20 protein-coding genes are annotated in these 21,366 nt (G+C 59.9%); 19 read left to right on the top strand and 1 reads right to left on the bottom strand.

Annotated features, from left to right (window positions below):
• The first annotated feature begins 17 nt into the window (after positions 1–17).
• Positions 18–662, top strand: a complete 645-nt coding sequence (locus ACPW74_RS14060; RefSeq protein WP_425858226.1) for a DsbA family protein — start codon at positions 18–20, stop codon at positions 660–662.
• Positions 663–791: 129 nt separating this feature from the next.
• A complete protein-coding gene (oxyR, locus tag ACPW74_RS14055; protein WP_010673817.1) occupies positions 792–1,688 on the top strand; it encodes a DNA-binding transcriptional regulator OxyR in 897 nt (298 codons plus the stop codon).
• A gap of 70 nt (positions 1,689–1,758) precedes the next feature.
• Here oxyR and ACPW74_RS14050 read toward each other — a convergent pair whose 3' ends face one another.
• Positions 1,759–4,248 carry a penicillin-binding protein 1A gene (locus ACPW74_RS14050; protein WP_425858224.1) on the bottom strand — a complete coding sequence of 830 codons (2,490 nt, stop codon included), beginning with the start codon at positions 4,246–4,248 and terminating at the stop codon, positions 1,759–1,761.
• Between the two features lie 430 nt (positions 4,249–4,678).
• On the opposite strand from ACPW74_RS14050, the gene ACPW74_RS14045 reads away from it, so the two are divergent.
• From ACPW74_RS14045 to astA, 17 genes are all read left to right on the top strand, one after another.
• Positions 4,679–5,626, top strand: coding sequence for an IS30-like element ISAeca1 family transposase (locus ACPW74_RS14045; protein ID WP_012564931.1), 948 nt, complete (start codon positions 4,679–4,681; stop codon positions 5,624–5,626).
• A 50-nt stretch (positions 5,627–5,676) separates the two neighbouring features.
• Entirely contained in the window at positions 5,677–6,702 is a 1,026-nt protein-coding gene (gene tapM / locus ACPW74_RS14040; RefSeq protein ID WP_161646486.1) for a PilM family type IVa pilus assembly protein TapM, read from the top strand.
• Positions 6,690–7,259, top strand: coding sequence for a PilN family type IV pilus biogenesis protein TapN (gene tapN, locus ACPW74_RS14035; protein WP_039039579.1), 570 nt, complete (start codon positions 6,690–6,692; stop codon positions 7,257–7,259). The genes tapM and tapN overlap by 13 nt, the downstream gene beginning before the upstream one ends.
• On the top strand, positions 7,256–7,852 hold the full coding sequence (gene tapO / locus ACPW74_RS14030) for a PilO family type IV pilus biogenesis protein TapO (RefSeq protein WP_041212566.1): 597 nt from the start codon (positions 7,256–7,258) through the stop codon (positions 7,850–7,852). The genes tapN and tapO overlap by 4 nt, the downstream gene beginning before the upstream one ends.
• A gap of 2 nt (positions 7,853–7,854) precedes the next feature.
• Complete coding sequence (locus ACPW74_RS14025) at positions 7,855–8,382, top strand: pilus assembly protein PilP (protein WP_029314119.1); 528 nt, start codon at positions 7,855–7,857, stop codon at positions 8,380–8,382.
• 16 nt (positions 8,383–8,398) lie between these two features.
• Complete coding sequence (locus ACPW74_RS14020) at positions 8,399–10,624, top strand: type IV pilus secretin PilQ (RefSeq protein WP_052814886.1); 2,226 nt, start codon at positions 8,399–8,401, stop codon at positions 10,622–10,624.
• Positions 10,625–10,815: 191 nt separating this feature from the next.
• The gene (aroK, locus tag ACPW74_RS14015) at positions 10,816–11,334 is read left to right on the top strand and encodes a shikimate kinase AroK (RefSeq protein WP_010673824.1); all 519 of its coding nucleotides are present in this window, start codon (positions 10,816–10,818) and stop codon (positions 11,332–11,334) included.
• Between the two features lie 17 nt (positions 11,335–11,351).
• A complete protein-coding gene (gene aroB / locus ACPW74_RS14010; protein ID WP_039039582.1) occupies positions 11,352–12,434 on the top strand; it encodes a 3-dehydroquinate synthase in 1,083 nt (360 codons plus the stop codon).
• Entirely contained in the window at positions 12,424–13,980 is a 1,557-nt protein-coding gene (locus ACPW74_RS14005) for an SPOR domain-containing protein (RefSeq protein WP_425858220.1), read from the top strand. The genes aroB and ACPW74_RS14005 overlap by 11 nt, the downstream gene beginning before the upstream one ends.
• 70 nt (positions 13,981–14,050) lie before the next feature.
• On the top strand, positions 14,051–14,923 hold the full coding sequence (locus tag ACPW74_RS14000; protein WP_029314124.1) for a Dam family site-specific DNA-(adenine-N6)-methyltransferase: 873 nt from the start codon (positions 14,051–14,053) through the stop codon (positions 14,921–14,923).
• Between the two features lie 190 nt (positions 14,924–15,113).
• Positions 15,114–15,788, top strand: coding sequence for a ribulose-phosphate 3-epimerase (gene rpe, locus ACPW74_RS13995; RefSeq protein WP_010673828.1), 675 nt, complete (start codon positions 15,114–15,116; stop codon positions 15,786–15,788).
• Positions 15,775–16,440: a phosphoglycolate phosphatase gene (locus tag ACPW74_RS13990; protein WP_052814888.1), complete on the top strand. Its 666-nt coding sequence runs from the start codon at positions 15,775–15,777 to the stop codon at positions 16,438–16,440. The genes rpe and ACPW74_RS13990 overlap by 14 nt, the downstream gene beginning before the upstream one ends.
• Positions 16,441–16,479: 39 nt before the next feature.
• Positions 16,480–17,484: a tryptophan--tRNA ligase gene (gene trpS, locus ACPW74_RS13985; protein ID WP_010673830.1), complete on the top strand. Its 1,005-nt coding sequence runs from the start codon at positions 16,480–16,482 to the stop codon at positions 17,482–17,484.
• Between the two features lie 119 nt (positions 17,485–17,603).
• Positions 17,604–17,819: a hypothetical protein gene (locus ACPW74_RS13980; protein WP_010673831.1), complete on the top strand. Its 216-nt coding sequence runs from the start codon at positions 17,604–17,606 to the stop codon at positions 17,817–17,819.
• 333 nt (positions 17,820–18,152) lie between these two features.
• Complete coding sequence (locus ACPW74_RS13975) at positions 18,153–18,734, top strand: aminodeoxychorismate synthase component II (protein ID WP_041215622.1); 582 nt, start codon at positions 18,153–18,155, stop codon at positions 18,732–18,734.
• 278 nt (positions 18,735–19,012) lie between these two features.
• Positions 19,013–20,230 carry an aspartate aminotransferase family protein gene (locus tag ACPW74_RS13970; RefSeq protein WP_039039586.1) on the top strand — a complete coding sequence of 406 codons (1,218 nt, stop codon included), beginning with the start codon at positions 19,013–19,015 and terminating at the stop codon, positions 20,228–20,230.
• Between the two features lie 75 nt (positions 20,231–20,305).
• Entirely contained in the window at positions 20,306–21,325 is a 1,020-nt protein-coding gene (astA, locus tag ACPW74_RS13965) for an arginine N-succinyltransferase (protein WP_039039587.1), read from the top strand.
• Positions 21,326–21,366 lie beyond the last annotated feature (41 nt).

The raw sequence follows: 21,366 nt of genomic DNA, 5'->3' as shown, positions 1-21,366 counted from the left end.
CCAGCATTGAAGCGAGAATGATGATGAACGAAGCGCAAACAACCCTCCATTATGTCTATGACCCCCTCTGTGGCTGGTGCTATGGCGCCGCCCCCCTGCTGAAAGCCGCTGCCGAGATCCCGGGCCTTCGCATCGAACTGCATGGGGGGGGCCTCTGGATGGGCGCCAGGCGCCAGGCCATGGGCCAGCCCCTGCGGGACTATGTGCGTCCCCATGATGAGCGCATCCACGCCCTCACCGGACAGTGCTTTGGTGAGCGCTACTTCAACGAGCTCCTGCTCAACGAGTCACTGCTCCTCGACTCCGAGCCGCCCATACGCGCCGTTCTGGCGGTGAGCGAGCTTGGCGGCGACGGCCTTGCCTTGTTGCACCGCATCCAGGAAACCCACTACCGGGATGGGGAATGGGTCGGTTCCCCGACACGGCTGGCGGCGCTCGCGCGGGAGCAGGGGCTGACACCGGAAGCATTCACCCTGGCCTTTGGTCGGGTCGATCTTGTGGGCCATCTGGCCACAAGCCAGGCGTGGCTGCGCCGCCTCGGCGGGCAGGGGTTCCCGACCCTGGGATTGATGCAAGGGGAGCGCGTCGTTGAGCTGCCTGTCTCCTCCTATCTGGGAGAGCCAGCGGCGTTCGCGGATCACATCACCTCTCTGATGGGGTGAGTCTCTCGCCCATCGCCTGCGGCTTGTCAAAGGAGAGGGAGAGGGCAGACCCGTCTGCGCGCCTCCCTTGTCCCCCGCACTGTTCTTGTGCATGCTATCGGCCTCATTGAACGGCAGGATGCAGTACCTATGAACCTTCGCGATCTCGAATATCTGGTAGCGCTGGAAGAGGAGAAACACTTTCGCAAGGCAGCGGAGCGCTGCTTTGTCAGCCAGCCGACCCTGAGTGGCCAGCTGCGCAAGCTGGAAGATGAACTGGGAGTGATCCTCATCGAGCGCACCTCCCGCAAGGTGCTGTTCACGCCCGCCGGCGATGCCATGGCCCGTCAGGCGCGCAAGGTGCTCAAAGAGGCGCGAGAGCTCAAGAGCATAGGCCAGCACTTCGCCGAGCCCATGTCCGGCGAGATCCACATCGGTTTCATTCCCACCGTGGGCCCCTATCTGCTGCCCCACATCATCCAGGATCTGCGTGAACACTTCCCCAAGCTGGAGTTCTACCTCTACGAAGATCAGACCCAGGTGCTGCTCAAGCGGCTGGAGGAGGGAGAGCTGGATTGCCTCGTGCTGGCGGAGTTGGAAGGGATGGAGGGGTTTGGCGCCATCCCCCTCTATCAGGAGCCCATGTGGCTGGCCGTGCCCCAGCATCACCCGGAGGCGAGCGCCAAGGCGGTGCCCCTGCACAATCTCAAGGGCAAGAAATTGCTGATGCTGGCCGACGGTCACTGCCTGCGGGATCAGGCGATGGGTTTCTGTTTTGCCGCGGGCATCGGTGAGGATCAGCGCTTCAAGGGCACCAGTCTGGAGACCTTGCGCAACATGGTCGCCGCTGGCAGCGGCATGACGCTGGTGCCCAGGCTCGCCGTGCCCGCCAACCCGGAGGAGGGGGGCGTCAGTTATCGCCCGGTAATCAACCCCGTGCCGGGGCGCACCATCTCCCTGCTCTATCGTCACTACTCGGTTCGCCGCCCCTGCTTCAATGAGCTGGCGGCCCGCATCTCGAGTCTGATGAAAGCCCTGCTGGGCTGACGCAGCCCGCTCGTCATCCCGAAACAAAAACCGGCGCCTGGGCGCCGGTTTTTGTTGTTTCCAGGGTGACCTAGAAGATGTCGTCGGTGGAGACGGGACCGTCTGTGGTCGCATCGTCACCGCCATACACCTGGTTGCCATCGGAGATCTGGCTCGCGTAGCGGGTGGGCTCTGTGCCCTCTTTGAAGAACTCCTCCGTGGTACTGCCATCGGCGCGATTGGTCAGCAGACCGGTTTCACGATCGATGCGGACCTGCATGATCCCTTCGGGGACCGGCATCTTGTGCTCGGGCACCTGTTGCAGAGCCGTCTTCATGAAGTCAATCCAGATGGGCTGGGCGGCACCACCGCCAAACTCGGCCCGGCCCAGACCGCGCTGGTGGTTGTCAAAACCGATCCAGGAGGTGGCCACCAGATTTGGGGTATAGCCGGAGAACCAGGCATCCCGGGATTCGTTGGTGGTCCCCGTCTTGCCCGAGATGTCGTGACGCTTGAGGTCACGGGCTGCCCGCCAGCCGGTACCACGCCAGCCATTGCCACCCCAGATGGCGGTGGTCAGGGTGTCGGTGATGAGGAAGGCGCTCTGGGCACTGATGGTCTGCGGTGCCATGTTGTTGGGCACGACAGGATCGATGGGGCACTGGGCCTTCCAGTCTGCCGTGGTATTGGCATAGGCATCCGCGCTGTCGAGACCGGCGGCGGCCAGCACGCCGCAGTCGCGGCAGGCGGCGGCCGGGTTGGCCTCAAACAGGGGGGTGCCGAAGCTGTCGGTCACCTCGGTGATGAAGTAGGGGGTGACCTGGAAGCCGCCATTGGCCAGCACCGAGTAGCCGCGCACCACTTCCAGCGGGGTAAACTCCGCCGCACCCAGCGCCAGGGATTCGTTGGCGGAAATGTGATCACGGGCGAAGCCGAAGCGGGTCAGGCCGTCGATATAGGTATCCAGCCCGATGGCGCGCATCAGCCGGACCGACATCACGTTCTTGGACTTGGCAAGGCCGAGGCGCAAGGTGGTCGGCCCTTCATAGATGGCGGGCGAGTTCTTGGGCTGCCACATGGGGCCCTTGGCAGGATCCCACTGGTTGATCGGTGCATCGTTGATGAGGGACGCCAGGGTATAGCCCTGCTCCAGCGCGGTGGCATAGAGGAACGGTTTGATGTTGGAGCCGACCTGACGACGGGCCTGATCGACCCGGTTGAACTTGGAGAGCTCGAAGCTGAAGCCGCCGACCAGGGCCTCGATGGCGCCGTCTTGCGGGTTCATGGCCACCAGGGCGGCGTTGACGTCGGGGATCTGGGAGAGCAGTAACTCTTCCCCTTTCTCCCTGACCCAGATCTGGGCGCCGACTTTGAGTACATCCCGCGCCGATTTCGGGGCAAAGCCCTGGCGATCGTCGGTGATGAAGGCACGCGCCCACTTGATGCCATTCCAGCCCAGTTCGGCCTGTTTGCCATTCTTGAGCACCAGGGTGGCGCTCTTGTCGCCGAGCTGGGTGACCACGGCGGCCATCAGGGGCTGATAGGTCGGCTGCTTGGCCAGATGGGCCATGATCTGCTCGTAGTCCCAGGCCGTTTCACCGGCTTTCCACAGCAAGGCGGTCGGGCCACGGTAGCCGTGGCGGGTGTCGTAGTCGAAGACACCGTCCAGCAGCGCCTGATGGGCGGCGCGCTGACGCTTGGCGGTGACGGTGGTGTAGACGTGCAGCCCCATGGTGTAGGCATCTTCACCAAACTGCTCCACCATCTTCTGGCGCACCATCTCGCTCAGATAGGGGGCGTTCAGCGTAGTTTCGGCACCGTGAAAACGGGCCTTGACCGGCATCTTGGAGGCTTCGTCATACTGAGCCTGGGTGATCTTGCCGGTTTCCAGCATGCGACCCAGTACCACGTTGCGGCGAGCGAAGGCGCGCTCCGGGGAGCGGATCGGGTTCAGCATGGAGGGGGCCTTGGGGAGACCCGCGATGATGGCGATCTCGTCCAGGGTCAGATCCTTGACCTCCTTGCCGAAGTAGACCTGGGCGGCCGCGCCGACCCCGAATGCCCGGTAGCCGAGGGGGATCTTGTTGAGATAGAGGGTGAGGATCTCGTCCTTGGAGAGGTTCTGCTCGATGCGCCAGGCGAGGAACACTTCCTTGATCTTGCGTACCAGGGTCTTCTCGTTGCTCAGGAAGAAGTTGCGGGCCACCTGCTGGGTAATGGTACTGGCGCCCTGACGCGCCTGGCCGGAGACGGCCCAGACGGTGGCTGCACGGATGATGCCGATGGGGTCTATGCCCGGGTGCTCATAGAAGCGGGCATCTTCGGTGGCGAGTACGGCATCGATCATGGACTGGGGAATTTCGTCCAGCCGCAGGGGGATGCGACGAATTTCGCCAAACTGGGAGATCAATTCCCCGTCCCGGCTGTAGACCTTCATGGGGGTAGCCAGTTTGACATCGCGCAGGGCGCTGACGTCCGGCAACTGGGGCTTGATGTAGAAGTAGATGCCGATGAGGCTGGCAACGCCCAGCACAGCACCCAGCATCATGACAATAAACAGGCGAACGAGCCATTTCAGCATGGAAGAACTACCAATCGTCTTAAAATTAGCCAACGGGCGCAGAGTATAGCCTTTTTACCCTCGCGGATTCGAGGTTTTCCTGTCCGCAAACAGGCGACCCCGAGAAGAGGCGGGAGGGTAGCACTCCAGGGCACAATTACCAAGGGGGCCGCAATCAAGGCCGAAAGGAGAGGGGCGTCAACTTTTGACACAAACTTTATGACATTGATAGATAGAGCATTATATTGAGTTAAGCCGTCACATCATGACGCGCTGTCCTACAATAAGTCCGAAAACCCAATAACGCATGGATGTGTATATGTTTGGGCTATTAAGTAAGGGATCCCGTGAATTCAGATAATAAGTGCAATGCCCATGGTGCATAGGAGAGAGGCGGTCAACTACCAGTTAGGGTACGCTTCTTCTCGCCAAAGAAACAAAGCGATACACCATGAAATACCAGCAGTTGACCGAGGGGCTACGATACCAGATTGCCTGCCTCCGTGACCATGGCCTGTCACAGGCCCGCATTGCCAAACAGCTCGGGGTTCATCCATCGACTATCAGTCGTGAGCTTCGTCGTAATTGTGCTGGGCAGGCCTATCAGCCGCAGCAGGCTCACCAACTTGCCACGGCACGACGGCTGACGAGTCAGAAGCGTACTGTCCCGTCTGATACCATCGACTTTGTTTGCATGGCGCTGGTCGCGGACTGGAGTCCCGAGCAAATCAGTGGCGTTGGAGACATGATTAACTGCCCGGTTAGCCACGAGTGGATATACCGCTATGTGGCACGCGACAAGGCCAACGGTGGCACGCTATACCGGCATCTGCGTCAGGGTCACAAACGCTATCGCAAGGGTAAGAACAGCAAACGCAGTGTCATTCCCAATCCGGTATCGATTGATGAACGCCCTGCGATAGTCAATGAGCGGAGCCGTGTGGGAGATTGGGAAGTCGATACCGTGTTGGGTAAGCAAGGCAGCGGTGCAATAGTGAGTCTGTTGGAGCGTAAGAGCCGGCTCTACCTGGTTCAATACGTTCCCAGCAAAACAGCCAGCGCGGTGGCGGACACCATTATCAGCATGCTGAAACCCTACCAGGCACATGTCCATACCATCACAGCTGACAATGGTAGCGAGTTTGTCGAACATGAACGTGTTGCAGCAGAGCTGGAAGCGCAGGTGTACTTTGCGCATCCATACAGTGCATGGGAACGGGGACAGAATGAGAATAGCAATGGTCTGCTGCGGCAATATGTGCCCAAAGGCAGTGATTTGAGTGTGGTGACAGCAGAGGCACTGTCAGCCGTCGAAAAGCGGCTGAACTTCAGGCCGCGCAAATGCTTGGGATTTAAACAGCCACAGGTGGTTTTTGACGAACTTCTGAAAGCAGCCTGATTTTTAATCGGGAATTGCACTTCGAAGTTGAATTCGCGTCCCTCGTCTCCATGGCGGGCATTGATTTTGGCAGTCAAACCATCAAGGCCGTCACCATCAGCGGACGTCCCGGCAAGGTGCACCTCGGTTCGGTTGCCGAGATCCCCATGCCAAGAGGAACGCTGGTCGACTATCAACTTCAGGACATTGAACGGGTCAGTCAGTCCCTCAAGTCGCTCAAGCGGCTCGTGCAAGGGGATTGCCAGAACGTGGCCACGGCTGTGACCGGTTCCAACGTCATCACCAAGATCATTCAGGTCGATACCAACATCAACGAGAACGAGCTGGAGAACCAGGTTCACCTGGAGGCAGAGCAGCTCATCCCCTTTCCCCTCGACGAAGTGAGCCTGGATTTTGAAATCCTCGGCATGGCGGGCGACAACGGGCGTCAGGAGGTCCTGCTCAGTGCCGCGCGGACCGAGAGCGTCAGTGGCCGGGTCAGTGCCCTGACGGAGGCAGGCATGACGACCATGGTGGTGGATGTGGGGGCCCATGCGCTCGGACGCGCCGTGCTTGCCTGCTTGCCCGACCTGCAAACCTCGGAGAAACCGGTTGGCATCGTCGACATCGGTGCCAGCGCCCTGACTTTCGCCGCCCTGCTACGGGGCCAGGTCATCTATTCCCGGTTGCAGAATTTTGGTGGTGATCAATACAGCCAGGCATTGGCCTCTTTTTACAGCATGAGTATGGAAGAAGCGGAACTGGCCAAGCTCCAGGGCTCCCTGCCTGCGGATCATGAGGTGGATGTCCTGTTGCCTCACCTCAGCACCCTGGTGTTGCAGATACGGCGCAACGTGCAGCTGTTTTGCAGCTCTTCGGGGAACAAGGAGCTCTCCAGGCTGGTGCTGACCGGAGGGGGGAGCCTGCTGCCGGGGCTGGCCGGACAAATCGGCAGCGAGCTCAACTGCGAGGTGCTGCATCCCGATCCCTTTGCACTCTTTGGCAAGCCGCAGGGAGAGGGGGGGCTGACTCATGGGGCCAAGTATATGACGGCGCTCGGACTGGCACTGAGGAGCTTCACACCATGTCAAATATAAACCTTCTGCCCTGGCGGCAGGCTCGGGCGCAGCGTCAGAAGAAACAATTCGGCATCCTGTTCGGTCTGTTCCTAGCGGGGACGGCTGCCATCGCCTTTGCTGCAGACTGGCTGGTGCAGCAGCAGATCGGTTACCAGCAACAGCGCAATCAGCGGTTGCAGCAGGAGATGGCAACCCTGGACACCCAGCTTGGGGAGATCAGGCTTCTCAAGGAACGGCGCAAGGAGTTGATTGACCGCATGCAACTCATCGAGCAGTTGCAGATGCGCCGCAACATCCCTGTGCGTCTGTTCAATCAGCTACCGGTGCTGGTCCCCAATGGGGTATATCTTGATAGCCTTGCCTTGCAAAACAACAAGATAGATGTGAAGGGAAAGACCGAAGCCTATGGCAGGGTTGCCAGCATGATGCGCCGAATCGACGGTTCCGGCTGGCTGACACAATCCCAGCTCAGCACCATTTTCACGGCCGAGGTGGCCCCCATCGCCCTGAGCCAGTTCTCCATGATGTTCCAGATTGCCACGGCGCTACCCAACGTGGCTAAGGGGCAAAAATGAACCTGCAACAACTCAACGACCTGGATCTCAATGACATTGCCCGCTGGCCGCCGATCGCCAAGGGCATCTTTGTCTTCTTCTGCTGTGCTCTGCTTGGCGGGGCACTCTATTACTACGTGATTGCCAATTCCCTGGCGGCCCTGGGTCGTGAAGCCGCAAAAGAGACCGAGCTCAAGGGACAATTCGAGAGCAAGGCCATGCTGGCCGCGAACCTGGAAGCATACAGAAAGCAGATGGTCCAGCTGGAACATCTGGTCGACACCCAGCTCAAGCAGCTGCCCAACACCCACGAAGTCGCCGGTTTGCTGGATGACATCAGCTTCATTGCCACCGATAACGGTTTGACATTGAACAGGATCAACTGGGAGCCAGAGGTGAAACACGAGTTCTCCACCGAGCTGCCCATGCGCATCGAGGTCGTGGGCACCTATCACGAACTTGGCAAGTTCACGGCGGACATGGCTGCTTTACCGCGCATCGTGATCCTGGATTCTTTCCAGCTCAGCCAGGGGAAGGGTGGTGAGCTGATCGGTATGTCCATGCAGGCCAAGACCTACAAGTACAACGGCAAAACCGTGGAGAAAAAGCCATGAGCATGAGAGCGGGCGTACTTCTCTTGTCGGCGCTGCTGTTGACGGCCTGTGGGGGACAGGAGGACATGGATGAGTATGTCAAACAGACCAAGGCCAGAAAGCCGGTACCGATCGAATCTTTGCCGGAGATAAAGCCCTTCTCTCCCATGGTCTATCAACGCAGCGATCAACGCAGTCCGTTCATTGCACCCCAGCCGGAAACCAGTTCCAGGCTGGATGCCAAGGCCAAGCCGGACTGTGCCCAGATAGTGGCCAATCGGGAAAAGGAGGTGCTGGAACGCTACTCGCTTGCCAGCCTGAGCATGAAAGGCTCCATCGGCAAGCAGGGGCAGTTGTGGGCATTGATCAAAACCCCGGACGGGCAAGCCGTGCGCGTCGGGCTCAATCAGCACATGGGGCTGGATCAGGGCAGGGTCATCAAGATAACGAACACGCATGTTGACTTGATGGAGACGGTACCGGATGGCAAAGGATGCTGGGTCACCCGAGAAACCCAGCTGGCCATGGCCAATCTCGACGCAAAACTATGATCAGGGATGAGCAGAGATGAGAACAACAATAAGAAGGATGACCGGTGTGGCGCTGCTGTGGCTGGGCGGATGCACTCAGGTGTGGGCAGTACCCGCGTTGCAGGAGGTCAAGGTGAATCCCCTGCTGGCCGATCAACTCCTGCTGGAGCTCAGCTTCAGCGAACCGGTCAGCGGTTTTACGGACAGGTTGACCTATGAACCCAATCAGCTTCTGCTGCACGTACCCGGGGCCATCGGTGCCCTGACGGTCAATCCCCTGCCCATCAAGCAGCAAGGGGTGAACAACCTCCTGGTGGAGGGGAAGGGGCAGGGGCTCGACATCAAGATCGCCCTCGATCAGCTCACCCCCTATCAGGTCCATCAGCAGGGCAATAAATTGCTGGTGGCGCTGGGAGACAAGGCTGGGCAGCCGGTCGCTTCCTCGGCGGCGCCTGTTGCAGCCAGCCAGTCTGCGCTCGTCAGAAGCCAGCCGGTGACTCAGTCTGCATTGATTGACACCCAGCGAGTTGCCCAGAACCAGTCCCAGTATCAGGCTCAGCCTGCCATGGCTTCCACACCTACTGTGGCTCCTTCGCCCGTTGCCCCCGGCAAGCCGGTGTTGTCCGTGTCTCAGGCAAACATGGGTGGCGCCTACTTCAACTCGGTCAAGGGCGTGGATTTTCGTCGTGGCAAGGAGGGGCAGGGGGAGTTCCTCGTGACGCTGGACAACAGTTCGGCGGCGGTGGATGTCAGCAGCCGTGGTCAGAAAGTGCTGGCCAAGTTCCACGGTACCCGGGTGCCTGATGATCAGCTCAACCTCATCAATGTGCAGGACTTTGCTACCCCGGTCTCCCAGGTGGAGGTGTTCCGCCAGGGCAATGACACCCTGTTTGAGCTCTCGGTGAACGGCCAGTTTGACTACCGTTACGATCAGGCCGACAAGATGTTCATCATCGAGGTGAAAAAACGGGTGGCCACCACGGCGGCGAAGCAGTACCAAGGAAAACCCATCTCATTGAACTTCCAGGATATTCCTGTTCGTACCGTGTTGCAGATCATCGCCGATTTCAACAATCTGAACCTGGTGACCACGGACTCGGTCTCCGGCAACATCACGCTGCGTCTCGATGGCGTGCCCTGGGAGCAGGCGCTGGACATCATCCTCAAGGTCAGAGGGCTGGACAAACGGCTGGACAACAACATCCTGCTGGTGGCGCCGGCGGACGAGATTGCCGCTCGCGAGAAACAGCAGATGGAGAGCCGCAACCAGGTGGCGGATCTCGCTCCCCTCTACACCGAGTATCTGCAGATCAACTATGCCAAGGCATCGGAAGTGGCGGCCCTGCTCTCCTCCGAGAGTACCAAGCTGCTCTCCCCCAGAGGGGCGGTCAGCGTGGATGAACGTACCAACGTGCTGGTGGTCAAGGACACGGCGGATGTCATCAGCAACGTCAAGCGGATGCTGGATATCCTCGATATCCCGGTCAAGCAGGTGGTGATCGAGGCGCGCATGGTGACCATTGATGATGGTTTCGATGAGGCACTGGGGGTGCGCTGGGGGGTGACCAAGACAGACGGTCATGGCAACGGCACCTCGGGCACCATAGAGGGTAATGATGGCGCCGGAAACAATGATGGCAGTTCCACCATCACTCGCCCCAACGTAGAAGACAGACTCAACGTCAACCTGCCGGTGACCAACGCGGCCGGCACCCTGGCGTTCCAGGTTGCCCGTCTTGCCAATGGCACCCTTTTGGATCTTGAACTCTCGGCTCTGGAAAAGGAGAGCAAGGCCGAGATCATCGCCAGTCCGCGTGTCACCACGGCCAACCAGAAGCCGGCCCTGATCGAGCAGGGGACCGAGATCCCCTATGTGGAGTCCTCTTCGAGCGGGGCGACCTCGGTCACCTTCAAGAAGGCGGTGCTGAGCCTCAAGGTCACACCGCAGATCACCCCGGACAACAGGGTGATCCTGGACTTGACCGTGACTCAGGATACCAAGGGTGAAACCGTGCCGACCGGAACCGGGGATGCGGTGTCCATCAACGCCCAGTCCATCACCACCCAGGTGTTGGTCAACAACGGTGAAACTCTGGTGCTTGGCGGCATCTATCAACAGACCATCAAGAGTGATGTCAGCAAGGTGCCGCTGCTGGGGGATATCCCCGGGTTGGGCTATCTGTTCAAGAAAACCACCAGTGAAAACAAGAAGCGTGAACTGCTGATCTTCGTGACCCCGAGGATAGTGACCGACGCCCTCTGAAAACTTTACTTGTGAGAGTAAAACACATATAACCTTACGCCCCGATGAGGCTGGGGCGTAAGGGCTGCGGTTGCCAGTCCTGGTTTCTACTGAGATAATCCCCCTCCTGATCCATCGCAAGATAAGGTTCATAGGTACCCCGGTCGAGTGTTTACCGGGGCCATACAGTTTGTAATTACTAACGAAAAGACATGGCTGAGAAACGCAATATTTTCCTGATAGGTCCCATGGGTGCGGGCAAGAGCACCATAGGTAGACATCTGGCAGAACAACTGCACATGGAGTTTTTCGACTCAGATCATGAGATTGAGCGCCGCAGTGGTGCCGATATCGGCTGGGTGTTCGATGTTGAAGGCGAAGAAGGCTTCCGGATCCGCGAAGAGAAGGTGATCGGTGAGCTCGCCGAACAGCAGGGTATCGTGCTGGCAACGGGTGGCGGTGCCATCAAGAGCCGTGAAACCCGCAACAAACTCTCCGCACGCGGCATCGTGGTCTACCTCGAAACCACCATTGAAAAGCAATTGGCGCGAACCCAGAGAGACAAGCGTCGTCCCTTGCTGCAAACCGAAGAGCCGCCCCGTGAAGTGCTTGAGCGTCTTGCGCAAGAGCGCAACGCCCTGTACGAAGAGGTTGCCGATTTTGTCATCCAGACGGATGACCAGAGTGCCAAAGTTGTCGCTAATCAAATCGTCAAGTTGATTGGTATGTAATTCATTAGAGGACGTCCATGGAAAGGTTGAAGGTCGAACTGGGTGAACGCAGCTACCCGATAGAGATAGCTGCCGGTCTGCTGCAACGCCCCGAGGTACTGGCGCAGACGATCAAGGGCAAGCGGGTCATGATTGTGACCAATACCGTGGTCGCGCCCCTGTATCTTGAACAGATCATTCAGTTGCTGTCCGGTTTTCAGGTGGAACACCTGATCCTGCCCGATGGCGAGGCCTACAAAACCCTGGCGACCTTCGAGCGGATCATGTCTGCTCTGCTGGAAACCAGCCATGGTCGTGATACCACTCTGATCGCTCTGGGGGGCGGTGTGATAGGTGATGTTGTCGGCTTTGCTGCGGCAAGCTACCAACGAGGCATTCCGTTTATTCAGGTGCCTACCACGCTGCTCTCCCAGGTTGACTCTTCCGTCGGCGGCAAGACCGCCGTCAACCATCCCCTCGGCAAGAACATGGTGGGTGCCTTCTATCAGCCCAAGCATGTGATCATCGATACCGACTGCCTCAAGACCCTGCCTGCCCGGGAATTTGCCGCCGGCATGGCCGAGGTGATCAAATACGGCATCATCTGGGATGCCGCCTTCTTCTCCTGGCTTGAAACCAACATGACCCGCCTGCAGCGCCTCGACGGTGATGCACTCTCCTATGCCATTCGCCGCTGCTGCGAGATCAAGGCCGATGTGGTCGGTCAGGACGAGACCGAGCACGGTGTGCGCGCCTTGCTGAACTTGGGACATACCTTCGGCCATGCCATCGAGGCGGAGAAGGGTTATGGCAACTGGCTGCACGGTGAAGCCGTGGCGGCGGGAACCATGCTGGCAGCCGAGACGGCCCTGGCCCGTGGCGACATGACGGCGCAAGAGGTGGCGCGAGTCCGCGATCTGCTGTTGGCCGCCGATTTGCCGGTCAAGGCACCGTCCGATATGGATTTTGCCGCCTTCATTCGCCATATGCGCCGTGACAAGAAGGTGCTGGAAGGCAAACTGAGGCTGGTGCTGCCGATCGGGATCGGACAGGCCCAGGTCGTGGCCGATGTGACAGACGAGCAATTGATGGCGGTGATCGAGTCTGGTCGTGACCACTAATAAATTGCTCAAACTGCCTTCTCAGCGGCAGTTGGTTGACCGGCTGCTGCACCTGATCGAGTTCAACCACCCCTTTGTTTTTCTCTCCGGCAAGCCAGGCAGTGGCCGTGGTACACTGTGCGAGTCGCTGCTTGCCCAACTGCCCGATGCGGTGCGGGTGGCCAGCCTCATCGGCAGCCCGTCCATGAAGATGGCGGATGTGCGCCAGCTGCTGTTGCAGCAGGTGGTGGCACGTCCCCTGTTCAACGCGCAGGATGCCCTGGCGGACAGCTTCTTTCGCATGGTGGGTGACAAGCCTGCCAGACTGCTGCTCATCATCGAACGTGCCGATACCTTGCCTGCCGAGCTGGTGGGGGAGTTGTGGGCGCTCTGTCGTCACAACGATACCCTGGCATCTCCTCATAAACTGGCCATCCTGCTCTCGGGTGATGACGCCTGGTGTCGCAACCAGAAGGCGCTCCTCAAGGGACGGGCCATGCCAGCCCTCGAGCTGGAAGTCGCGCCACTGAGCGCTCCTGAGCAACGTATCTTCTTGTATGAGAAGGCCAAAGAGCTCAAGATCCCGACAGCCCTCTTGCCCAAGCCGAAAGTGGAAGAGATCCTGAATGAGGCGGGCGGACATCCGTCAGCCATCATGCAGTTACTGGAGGATACCATGACCGACAGAAGGCCCAAGAAACGTCAGGCCGAGTTGCCCGTCAAGAAGATAGCGATCGTGCTTGCCCTGGTGGCGGGCGGGTTGCTGGCCCTGAGCTATCTGCCCCTGTTCGACAATGCAGGCCAGGGCCCCGCCCAGGCACCGTCCCAGGGGACGGCGTTGCCCGATCCCGTCTCAAGCGATCCTGTGAACGTCGGTGCGGCGAGCGGGGCCTTGAGTACTCAGACGAGCAGTGGCGCCACTGCCATCCCGTCAGGGAATCAGGTTGCCCGCGATTGGCAGTCCGATGCCAAGCCCTTGCCCAAGAAGGTCGAGAGCGAGACGGTCACCACGGAGTCAACCAACTATGAGGGGCGCCGGGTCGTCATCTCCGACGAAGTGGTCGAGAAATTGATGAACCAGCCGAACGTCAGCGGCGCCTTGCCCACGGCCGTGGTGGATGAGCTGGTGGGGAGCGGTTCCCGTGCGGTCCCGACCGGAACGACGGCCCAGGTCAAGAATCCGGCCCCGAACAGTGTCCCGGCCCGGACAGAGGCTCAACCGGCCAGTGGCGCGCAGACAGCACCGGTCGCGGCACCGGCTGCCAAGGTGGCGTTGACGCCGGTGGCGACTCTCAACAAGAAGCCGAAGAATCACTACAGCATCCAGTTGATGGGGGCGAGCAATACCAAGGCAGTAGACAGCTTTGTGGCCGAGCATGGCTTGGCGGGCAAGGTGTGGGTTTACAAGACCCGCTTCCGTGGCAGTCCCTGGTATGTGGTGGTGCAGGGAGACTACGCCAGCAGTGCCCAGGCCAAGGCGGCCATTCGCAAGCTGTCGCCTGCCTTGCTCAAGGGACAACCCTGGCCCAAGTCATTCGTCCAGATACAAAAAGAATTGAAGCAATAGCCAGCCACCCGAGGAAGGGGGTAGAATCACCCCCCTTTTTTGGGCATAGCCTTGTCAACACCGGACTTCCATGAAAAAAACACGCGCGTTTTTAAAATGGGCCGGGGGAAAATACTCCCTGGTCGAAGAGATCGCCGAGCGTTTGCCGGCCGGCCGTGTGTTGCTGGAGCCCTTCGTAGGGGCGGGATCCGTGTTTCTCAACACGGATTACGACGCCTATGTGCTAAACGACATCAATCCGGATCTCATTGGCCTCTACAACCACCTCAAGCAGCAGCCGGACAGCTTCATCAGCGAGGCCCGCAAGCTGTTCGTGGCCGAGCACAACCACAAGACCGCCTATTATCGGCTGCGTACCCAGTTCAACCAGACCGCGGCCGGGTTTGAACGGGCTCAGTTGTTCCTGTTTTTGAATCGCCATGGTTTCAACGGCTTGTGCCGTTACAACAAGAAGGGGGGGTTCAACGTTCCCTTCGGTTCCTACAAGAAACCCTACTTCCCGGAGAAAGAGCTGTGGGCGTTTGCCGAGAAGGCGCAGAAGGCGACGTTCATCTGCGAAAGCTATGCCGACGCCATGGCCCGTGCAGAGGAAGACTGGGTGATCTACTGCGATCCGCCCTATGCCCCCCTCTCCACCACGGCGAGTTTCACCACCTATTCGGCAGGCGGTTTCACCCTGGACGATCAGGCGCTGCTGGCCAGGCTGGCTCGCCACACCGCCGCCCATAAAGGGGTGCCCGTGCTCATCAGCAACCATGACATCGAGTTGACCCGCGAGCTCTATCGTGGCGCCCGGCTCGACGAAATCCTGGTCAAGCGTACCATCAGCCGCAACGGCGGTGGTCGCAACAAGGTGGCCGAGCTGCTGGCGCTCTATCCGCCCGGCATCGAGCCCGAACAGGGCTATTATCCCGGTGAGGCGGAGCTGGTTGCCGTCGGCTGAGTGAACAACGGTCCCTGAGGGGGCCGTTGTCATTTCTGATGCTGCCGCTGGTATTCCGTGAGCCGCGCCTGGCATCGTGTGCCAGCCATGGTGCCGGAGCGGCGTGTTCTGTAGATGCGGGTCGTTTTCATCGCCCTTTTGCGATAAAATTGCGCCGTTTTTTCTGCCACGCTGCCAATGGATGACGCTGATGAAAGACTTTCTGATTGCCCCCTCTATCCTCTCCGCCGACTTTGCCCGTCTGGGTGAGGATGTGGCCAAGGTGCTGGCCGCCGGGGCCGACGTGGTCCATTTCGATGTGATGGACAACCATTATGTCCCCAACCTGACCATAGGCCCCATGGTCTGTCAGGCGCTGCGCGATTACGGCATCGAAGCGCTCATCGACGTGCACCTGATGGTCAAGCCGGTGGATCGCATCGTGCCTGATTTTGCCAAAGCCGGTGCCAGCCTGATCACCTTCCACCCGGAAGCCTCCGATCACGTGGATCGCACCCTGGGCCTCATCAAGGAGCAGGGTTGCCAGGCCGGTCTGGTGCTGAACCCCGCAACCCCGCTCACCTGCCTGGAGTACGTAATGGACAAGCTGGACGTGATCCTGCTGATGTCGGTCAACCCGGGCTTTGGCGGTCAGAGCTTCATCCCCGGCACCCTCGACAAGCTGCGGCAGGTGCGTCGCCTGATCGACGAGAGCGGCCGCGACATTCGCTTGGAAATCGATGGCGGGGTCAAGGTCGACAACATTCGCGAGATTGCCGAGGCGGGTGCCGACATGTTCGTGGCGGGCTCTGCCATCTTCGGCAAGCCGGATTACAAGGCGGTGATCGACCAGATGCGCGCGGAGCTTGCCCATGTCCGTCGCTGATCGCCCCTTTGACCTGGTGCTGTTCGATCTGGATGGCACGCTGATTGACAGCGCCCCGCAACTGGCGCTGGCGGTCAACCGTACCCTGGCGGATCTGGGGTTGGCCGAGGCCGACGAGTCCGTGGTGCGTACCTGGGTCGGCAACGGCGCCGACAAGCTGATCCAGCGGGCTCTCGATTACCGCGACGCCCCGGAGCAGTTTGCCAAGGCCCGCCCCCTGTTCGACCGTCACTATCAGGCCTGTCTGCTGGAAGGTCTGGCCATGTATGACGGAGTGGCCCGGAGCCTGCGCCGTCTGCAGGGGCTGGGTTACCAGCAGGCCGTGGTGACCAACAAACCGAGTCACTTCGTGCAGCCCATTCTGGAGGCCCTCGGCATCAGCGACTGTTTCGCACTCTGGCTCGGGGGCAACTGCGTACCCGTCAAGAAACCGAGCCCGGAGCCGCTGTTGCACGCCTGCCACGAGCTGGGTGTCAGCCCGTCCCGCACCCTGATGGTGGGGGATTCCGAAAATGACGTGCTGGCCGCCCAGGCCGCCGGCATGAAGGTGGTGGGGCTCACCTATGGCTACAACTATGGCCGCCCTATCGCAGACTCCCGCCCCGACTGGGTTTGCGAGCAGTTTGCCGAACTCGACGCCCTGCTGGTCTGATCCAGACCGGGCTGGCGGATAACAAGGATTACTACTCTGATGACTAAACCAATCGTATTGAGCGGTGCCCAACCCTCGGGCCAGCTGACCATCGGCAACTACATGGGAGCCCTGCGTCAGTGGGTCAGCATGCAGGATGACTTCGATTGCCTCTATTGCATCGTCGATCTGCACGCCATCACCACCCGCCAGGATCCGGCCGCCTTGCGCAAGGCGTGCCTAGACGCAGCCGCCCTCTATCTGGCGGTGGGGATCGATCCGGCCAAGAGCACCGTCTTCATCCAGTCCCACGTGCCTCAGCACGCCGAGCTCGGCTGGATCCTGAACTGCTACACCCAGATGGGCGAGCTGTCGCGCATGACCCAGTTCAAGGACAAGTCCGCCCGTTTCGAGAACAACGTCAACGTCGGCCTGTTCGGTTATCCGGTGCTGATGGCAGCCGACATTCTGCTTTATCAGGCCAATCAGGTGCCGGTTGGCAATGACCAGAAGCAGCATCTGGAGCTGACCCGCGACATCTGCACCCGCTTCAACAACCTCTATGGCGAAGTCTTCACCCTGCCGGAACCCTTCATTCCGACCGAAGGGGCCCGGGTGATGAGCCTGCAGGACCCGACCAAGAAGATGTCCAAGTCCGACGACAACGAGGCCAACTTCATCGGCTTGCTGGAAGATCCCAAGCAGATCGTCAAGAAGATCAAGCGGGCGATGACCGACTCCGACGAGCCGGCCGTGGTGCGTTTTGATCCCGAAAACAAGCCGGGGGTCTCCAATCTGCTGACCCTGATGTCCGGTGTGACCGGCCGCTCCATCCCGGAGCTGGAGCAGCACTTCGAAGGCAAGATGTACGGCCACCTCAAGAGTGAAACGGCCGATGCCGTGGTCGCCTTGCTGGAACCCATCCAGGCGCGCTTCCGCGAGCTGCGTCAGGATGAGGCCCATCTGCAGGCCATTTTGGCGGCTGGCGCACAAAAGGCGCGTGAAAGGGCTGAAAAAACCCTGATCAGCGTATATGATGTCGTCGGCTTCGTTCCTCGAGCCTGACATACTGGGAAGGTGTAGTAGAAGAGAGCTGGGTGGATGCCTGGCTTTCTTTGTTTTACACCTTCCGGTTTGTCGCAACCTCCCCAATGTCAAACACGGGCTTTGCCCCAAGAGAAAGCATGTCTGTCGAATCACAAACCCTGAGTGAAGAGTTGGGTGACAAGGGTCACTGGCTGCGCAAGTTTCGCAAGGCCAAGAGCCTCAATACCTTGCAGTTGATGGTCTCCAACGCCATCGACAAGCACCACAAGACCCCGGCCATCGCGGCTGCCATCTATCTGGCCGAGTGCCAGCGGGAACGGGAACTGGAACAGGGCCGCTATCTGGACCGCTGAGGTCCGTTGCCAGCCCTTGCCAAGGTGACTCCTTCCCATCTGCCTGTCACGTCCTGTGCCCTTTTCCCGGTCGCCTCCCGTCTCTTTTACCTTGCCATCCTGACATGGAGCGGTTGATGCTGCCCGGTCGGGGACAGGCCCACCGCCGGGTGGGGTCGACAGGCCCGGATCGCCATTGAAGAGCGGACAGACTGCACAGCAGGTGACACAGCAGGTGAGGTGATCGCCGGTTTATTAACGCAAAGAGACATGCCAGAATGCGCGGCGTTTGTCTGCCCGCGCTCGCAACGGGTTGTCCGCTCACCGTCTCTGTCTTATTCCCAGGGTGTTTGCATGCTGCTACTCATCGACAACTACGACTCCTTTACCTGGAACCTGGTGCAATACTTCGGCGCTCTGGGGCAAGAGGTGGTGGTCAGGCGCAACGATGAGCTGAGCCTGGAGGAGATAGCCCGGCTTGCCCCCCGCCATCTGGTGATCTCTCCCGGCCCCTGCACGCCAAACGAGGCGGGCATCTCTTTGGCCGCCATCTCCCGTTTTGCAGGCGAGATCCCCATCCTCGGAGTCTGTCTCGGCCATCAGTCGCTGGCACAGGCCTTTGGTGCCCGGGTGGTGCGTGCCCGTCAGGTGATGCATGGCAAGACTTCTCTCATCCGTCACAAAGGGGAGGGGGTGTTCAAGGGGCTCAACAACCCGCTGCGGGTGACCCGCTATCATTCTCTGGTGGTGGAGGCGGCGTCGCTGCCCGACTGTTTCGAGGTCACCGCCTGGAGCGAACATGCCGACGGCAGCCAGGACGAGATCATGGGGCTGCGGCATAAAACACTGGCGCTGGAGGGAGTGCAGTTCCATCCGGAAAGCATCTTGAGCGAACAGGGGCACCAGTTGCTGGCCAACTTTTTGGCCGTTTCCTGAAAAAATTGCGATGTCTGTCTCAAAACCGTCATGAGGCAAAAAAAAATTTCCCTGAGACTTTATTCACCCTCCTCCCTGTCCAAATTATCTCTTGCCAACACCCCCTGAGCCGTTATGCAATGCGGTTGCCTAAAATCTCAAAGGCAATCGAACATTGTTCCTTATAGGCGGTTAAGTTACAGACTTTTTACTTTTTTTCTGTGATAATTCCGCCACGTTTACACGGATTTAACTTTTGGGCGGTGGATTATTCTGCCGCGAGATAGCAGGAGAGCAATATGTCAGAGTTGTTGGCAGTGACACGTGAAGTGTTTGATGAAGTGATGGTTCCCAACTATGCGCCGGCCAAAATCATCCCGGTGCGCGGCGAGGGGTCACGTGTCTGGGATCAGGAAGGCCGCGAGTATGTGGATTTCGCGGGCGGGATCGCGGTCAATGGCCTGGGCCATTGCCATCCCAAACTGGTCGAGGCCCTGAAATCCCAGGGTGAGAAGCTGTGGCACCTCTCCAACGTGATGACCAACGAGCCGGCCCTGCGCCTGGCCAAGAAACTGGTCGCCGCCACCTTCGCCGAGAAGGTCTATTTCTGCAACTCCGGTGCCGAAGCGAACGAAGCGGCCCTCAAGCTGGCCCGCCGCTACGCCATCGAGAAGTTCGGGGCCCACAAGACCCAGATCATCGCCTTCCACCAGGGCTTCCACGGCCGTACCTTCTTTACCGTCAGCGTCGGCGGCCAGGCTGCCTACTCCGATGGCTTCGGTCCCAAGCCTGCCGACATCACCCACGTCGCCTACAACAACCTGGAGGAGCTGGCTGCCGTCATCTCCGACAACACCTGCGCCGTGGTGATGGAGCCGCTGCAGGGCGAGGGTGGCATCATCAGCCCCACCGACGAGTTTGCCAAGGGGGTGCGCGAGCTGTGCGACAAGCACAACGCCCTGCTGGTTTATGACGAGGTGCAATCCGGTGTCGGTCGTACCGGCGAGCTGTTTGCCTACATGGGTCTGGGCATCACCCCGGACATCCTCACCAGCGCCAAGGCGCTGGGCGGCGGCTTCCCCATCGGGGCCATGCTGACCACCACCGAGATCGCCTCCCACCTGAAAGTGGGCACTCACGGCTCCACCTACGGCGGCAACCCGCTGGCGTGTGCCGTGGCCGAGGCGGTGATCGACGTGGTCAACACCCCGGCAGTGCTGAGCGGCATCAAGCAGCGCGAGCAGCTGTTCCGCGAAGGGCTGGAAGCCATCAACGCCAAGTACCACTGCTTCAGCGAAGTGCGCGGCAAGGGCCTGCTGCTGGGCGCCGTGCTCAACGATGACTTCAAGGGCCGCTCCCGCGACTTCCTGCTGGCCTCCATCGATCAGGGCCTGATGGCGCTGGTTGCCGGTACCAACGTGGTGCGTTTTGCTCCCTCCCTGGTGATCCCGGAAGCGGACATCAAGGAAGGGCTGGCCCGGTTCGAGAAAGCGGTCGCTCAGGTGGTCAACGCCTGATCCAAATTGAGGTGGGGAGCCCTCCCGGCAGGAGCCGGGACCCCACCTGTCGTCAATGAAAGGGAGTTGTCATTTATGTTGGTTATCCGTCCTATCGAGCAGCGCGACTTCGCCGGCCTCAAGACCTGTGCCATCGAATCCGGCACCGGCATGACATCCTTGCCGGTCAACGACGAGCTGCTGCAACGCAAGATCGATGCCTCGACCCAGACCTTCCTGGACAAGCCCGCCGGCAAGGGCGAGTGCCTCTATTTCTTCGTGGCCGAGGATCTGGAGACCGGGGAGATGGTCGGTACCTGCGCCATCGACGCGGCGGTCGGCCTGTCCCAGGCGTTCTACAACTATCACATCGGCAAGGTGGTGCACTCCTCCCCCAAGCTCGGCATCTACAATGTCGTGGAAACCCTCACCCTCTCCAACGACTACACCGGCAACTCCGAGCTCTGCACCCTGTTTCTGCGTGAATGCGCCCGCGAGGGGCTCAACGGCCGTCTGCTCTCCAAGCACCGTTTCCTGTTCATGGCCGAACACCCCGAGCTGTTTGACAGTACCGTCTTTGCCGAGATGCGTGGTGTCTCCGATGGCAACGGCCACAGCCCCTTCTACGAGTGGCTGCAAAAACATTTCTTCTCGATGGATTTTCCCACCGTCGACTATCTGACCGGCATCGGCAAGAAGCGCTTCATCGCCGAGCTGATGCCCAAGTACCCCATCTACGTCAATCTGCTTAGCAACGAGGCGCGCGCCGTCATCGGCAAGACCCACGAAAAGACCCGGCCTGCCCTCAAGATGCTGCAGGATGAGGGGTTCGTGAATCGCGGTTATGTCGACATCTTCGACGCCGGCCCCACCGTCGAATGCGAGGTGAAGAACATTCGCAGCGTGCGCCGCAGCCAGAAGCTGGCGGTGCTGGTGGGTGAGCCCATCGGCGGCCATACCTACCTCATCTGCAACACCAGGTTCGAGCAATACCGCGCCTGCTACGGCAACATCCGGGTCGATCTGGACAAGCACGAAGCCATCATTCCGCCCAAGATGGCGGCCGCCCTCAAGGTGGAAAATGGCGACATGGTGCGCGTCGTCGATCTGGATTGACCCGCCCCGCAGCACAGCATTGAGACAGGCTGCCGAGGTGG

Origin of the sequence: Aeromonas sp. INTO2, assembly GCF_049860605.1 — a bacterium.
GTDB lineage: Bacteria > Pseudomonadota > Gammaproteobacteria > Enterobacterales > Aeromonadaceae > Aeromonas > Aeromonas caviae.
Note: the sequence above shows the minus strand (reverse complement) of the source record. Positions and strands in the feature narration are given on the sequence as shown.

Bases quoted from the DNA above. Each gene is read 5' to 3' on its own strand.
- ACPW74_RS14060 (WP_425858226.1), top strand. From the start codon at position 18: ATGATGATGAACGAAGCGCAAACAACCCTCCATTATGTCTATGACCCC.
- oxyR (WP_010673817.1), top strand. From the start codon at position 792: ATGAACCTTCGCGATCTCGAATATCTGGTAGCGCTGGAAGAGGAGAAA.
- ACPW74_RS14050 (WP_425858224.1), bottom strand. From the start codon at position 4,248: ATGCTGAAATGGCTCGTTCGCCTGTTTATTGTCATGATGCTGGGTGCT.
- ACPW74_RS14045 (WP_012564931.1), top strand. From the start codon at position 4,679: ATGAAATACCAGCAGTTGACCGAGGGGCTACGATACCAGATTGCCTGC.
- tapM (WP_161646486.1), top strand. From the start codon at position 5,677: ATGGCGGGCATTGATTTTGGCAGTCAAACCATCAAGGCCGTCACCATC.
- tapN (WP_039039579.1), top strand. From the start codon at position 6,690: ATGTCAAATATAAACCTTCTGCCCTGGCGGCAGGCTCGGGCGCAGCGT.
- tapO (WP_041212566.1), top strand. From the start codon at position 7,256: ATGAACCTGCAACAACTCAACGACCTGGATCTCAATGACATTGCCCGC.
- ACPW74_RS14025 (WP_029314119.1), top strand. From the start codon at position 7,855: ATGAGAGCGGGCGTACTTCTCTTGTCGGCGCTGCTGTTGACGGCCTGT.
- ACPW74_RS14020 (WP_052814886.1), top strand. From the start codon at position 8,399: ATGAGAACAACAATAAGAAGGATGACCGGTGTGGCGCTGCTGTGGCTG.
- aroK (WP_010673824.1), top strand. From the start codon at position 10,816: ATGGCTGAGAAACGCAATATTTTCCTGATAGGTCCCATGGGTGCGGGC.
- aroB (WP_039039582.1), top strand. From the start codon at position 11,352: ATGGAAAGGTTGAAGGTCGAACTGGGTGAACGCAGCTACCCGATAGAG.
- ACPW74_RS14000 (WP_029314124.1), top strand. From the start codon at position 14,051: ATGAAAAAAACACGCGCGTTTTTAAAATGGGCCGGGGGAAAATACTCC.
- rpe (WP_010673828.1), top strand. From the start codon at position 15,114: ATGAAAGACTTTCTGATTGCCCCCTCTATCCTCTCCGCCGACTTTGCC.
- ACPW74_RS13990 (WP_052814888.1), top strand. From the start codon at position 15,775: ATGTCCGTCGCTGATCGCCCCTTTGACCTGGTGCTGTTCGATCTGGAT.
- trpS (WP_010673830.1), top strand. From the start codon at position 16,480: ATGACTAAACCAATCGTATTGAGCGGTGCCCAACCCTCGGGCCAGCTG.
- ACPW74_RS13980 (WP_010673831.1), top strand. From the start codon at position 17,604: ATGTCTGTCGAATCACAAACCCTGAGTGAAGAGTTGGGTGACAAGGGT.
- ACPW74_RS13975 (WP_041215622.1), top strand. From the start codon at position 18,153: ATGCTGCTACTCATCGACAACTACGACTCCTTTACCTGGAACCTGGTG.
- ACPW74_RS13970 (WP_039039586.1), top strand. From the start codon at position 19,013: ATGTCAGAGTTGTTGGCAGTGACACGTGAAGTGTTTGATGAAGTGATG.
- astA (WP_039039587.1), top strand. From the start codon at position 20,306: ATGTTGGTTATCCGTCCTATCGAGCAGCGCGACTTCGCCGGCCTCAAG.